General features: G+C 35.8%; 2 protein-coding genes. Both read right to left on the bottom strand.

The features are described from left to right. Window positions 1-562: hypothetical protein (locus tag BLO14_RS05630; RefSeq protein WP_091973922.1), on the bottom strand; the 562-nt coding region annotated here is incomplete at its 3' end. Continuing rightward, on the bottom strand, window positions 563-3,061 hold a 2,499-nt coding region (locus BLO14_RS05625), incomplete at its 5' end, for a right-handed parallel beta-helix repeat-containing protein (protein ID WP_143280333.1).

Below are 3,061 nucleotides of genomic sequence, written 5' to 3'. Positions count from 1 at the left end.
TGTCAATTATATGCTGATGTCTTTCAAAAGAGTCACTTTGTGTATCGCCCAGGCTTCTTGAGCCGGAAGAGTCGGTGCTGCCACTAGGGTCGTAGTGCCGTAAAAATCTACCCGACAAATAGGGTGCTGAAGATATTCCAAATTTTTCTTTTACAAAACAATCATTGGGAAGACTTCTGCCATCTGGAATACAAAATTTTTTAGTATCCTCGAAAGCTTGTATCAGTTTGCTTCTTGACAATGAGCCTTCTTTGGCGAATTCTGTGGTTAAGAATCCGGGGTAAGTGTTTTCTAAGCACCAGTTAACTAAATGTTCTAGATAATCTTCTAGATTTTCACCAATAGGGGGTTTAGTATTCTTATTTAGGGAGTAATATTTTCTGTTAGTAGTGTCTTGGCCATTGCAAATGGCAAATAATTCTTTGTCTTTGACAACAATGGGTTCGCCAAGTTTGCCAACGTAATTTTTTGCTTCTTCCATAGTTCCAACGCCAAATTGGAATTTGATGTTGTCGGCTTGAAGTCTTTTTTTGATTTCTTCAAAGTCTTCATCACTTATCATTTAAGCGGCCTCCTGTTTGTCTTTAGTATTTTCTGAATAAGTGCTACTATCAATTATTCTTCCTTTTGAATCTGATAGATCAAGAGCAAGTGTGTTTTTCAAAAAAGTGTCTTGAATGATTAAGTCAAAAGAATGATTTTCAAGTCCGACTTTGTTTTCGACAAAAACATTATTGTTTAGTCTTGCGATAGTAATGTCAACTAAGTGAAGTGCTGTACCTTTGTTTTTACTGAGCTGAGAATCTAGTATTTTTACGCTTGAGAAATTCGAAAGTTTTAGTGCATTGTTGTTGTTTTCAAAAGAACTTCCCCTGATCATAATGTTGTATCCGCTTGCAACCGATTCTTTTTTGCTGCTTTTGATGTTGGTGTTGACGAGCGTAATATTTTTAGCGTCACTGATTTCGAAACCTTGGTTTGCAGAGTCAAAATCAACATCTTCTAGCAGGATTTTTTTTACTTTTTTCAAATGCAGTGCATTGTTTAGAGCACAACGAAATGTGACATTTTTGATGTACACAAAGCTTGCATCTGTAACATAGACTGATGATCTGGCATTTTCTTTTACTGAATATGAAGAGCAGAAGACTACAACAGCGGGCTGTGTAAAGCTTTTGTCTTCTAGATACATTGACAATTCTTCTTGATTTAGAGTGCCTCCGTTAATGTAAAGTTCGCTTAATGGCTGCTGGCATATGCTAATCCCGGAAAGCTTGAATGATTTTTCTGATTCAAAAATATGTTTAGAAAAACCCGTGCTTCTTATGAAAACTTCGTCATCGCCTTCGATTTCTAAATTGTTTAGTTTTACTTGATCGTAAATGTAAAAATCTCCGTTGAGGAGTTTGATTTTGTTAAGTCCTGCTTGTTTTGCAAATTCAATTGCGGTGTTTAGAGTATCTTCGTCTTTGAATCCGTCAGCTTTGAACTGGAAAGTTTCAGTGCCATCATAATTAAACGGTGCAATAACAACTTTGTTGACCCCAGACAAGTAGTCGCTTACTGATATTTTAGTTGAAGTTGTAAGGTATTCGTAATGAGTGTAGTCACCCCAGGTGATTCCTTCGTATTCGTAAAGCTTGATATCTAGATCAAAGTTAGTAATTTTTTTTGAAAGTATAAGAAAAAAATGATCAATACCAATATTATCAAGTCTAAGTTTGACAAAATCGGTTATATTTAGATTTTGCATTGACCTAAAATTAACAATAGTGTGTCCTTTGACTCGTAGGTTGGTTAAGAATTCAAAAAGTCTTACTGCGGATTCTTCGGAAAAAATAAACCTGGTTGTGTATTCAAACTTTTTAGAGTAAAAATCATCAGCATTGTCGGTTTGGAGTACATTTTGAGCTATTGTGTAGAAAACATCTCCGTAGATATCAAAGTGGTAAATATATTTGGAGCCTTGACTACTAGAAGTGTTTCTAAACCAAAGCTTAGCTTTTGTTGGAAAATATTCTTTATTTTCAAGCTTGATGGAGGAGTCGGCACTAAACCTTGTTTCAAGGTTATGAGTTGAGATTATTGCTAAATGTTCATTTATGGCATAATGATCGTGCCAAACTTCACGCCTTTTGAAGTCCCATTTGTAAACTGTGTCTAGCCAACTAGGATCATATTCTTGAAAAACGCTGCTTCCTAATTTGTCTGCAAAGTCGGGGTACACTACGCCTTTTTGAAGAACTGCAACGTACAGTGCACCATCGGTACCAGCAACATTGATTGGGGCTGAGTACAGTGGTCGTTTTTTGGACATTGCTTCTTCTTTGCTTTGGAATTTGCCTTCTCTCCAAACAACTTTAGTTGAATCGTAGCTACTGGAGCTACTTTTTGACATAACATAACTTTCAGCATCCACAGTACAAATTTCAATTTCTTTAGTAATAACTTCGCTTTTCCAAATTGGAAGAATTTGTAGTTTGCCAACTGAAGAGAAAGTGTATGCGTATCCGAATTCATACAACAAGGCTTGCAATATAGTTTCTACATCTTCTCCAGAATCAATGATTACAGCGGGGACTTTGTCAAGTATTGCTTCGCTAGCATCATCATCAATAAGGTCTTTTAGTTTAGTTTTTTCTATTATTAGGTGAACAAGTGAGAGCTCTTTTGCCAAAGGATTGTATACAAAAAGCCAGTCTGGTGAAAAATTGATTGGGAATTGAACTGGATTTTCGAATGCAATCTTTAGTAGGCTAGAGTAGTCGTTAACTGTGAATGATACACTTTTGGTGCTATTGAACAGATCTCTGCTGAAAAATTTTTCTAGAATTCCCCTAAAAACGGGGTTATTCTTATCATTTACTTTTACGAAAATGTCTTCGTTTCTGAAGAATAAGAAATTCAAAAATTCTTCTGATAGGCCGCTTACACTAAAGCTAAAACTGCTTGCTGCCGTTTTTAGGCTTGGGTCTACTATTTTTTCTTCTAATACAATGCTTGAAATATCTACAAAAGGGGTAAGTTCAAAAATTTGACCCTCGTCCGTGTAGAATACAAT

The sequence above is a fragment of the Borreliella japonica genome, from assembly GCF_900099615.1.
GTDB lineage: Bacteria > Spirochaetota > Spirochaetia > Borreliales > Borreliaceae > Borreliella > Borreliella japonica.
The sequence above is the reverse complement of the archived record's forward strand: the minus strand, read 5'-3'. Positions and strand labels throughout refer to the sequence as shown.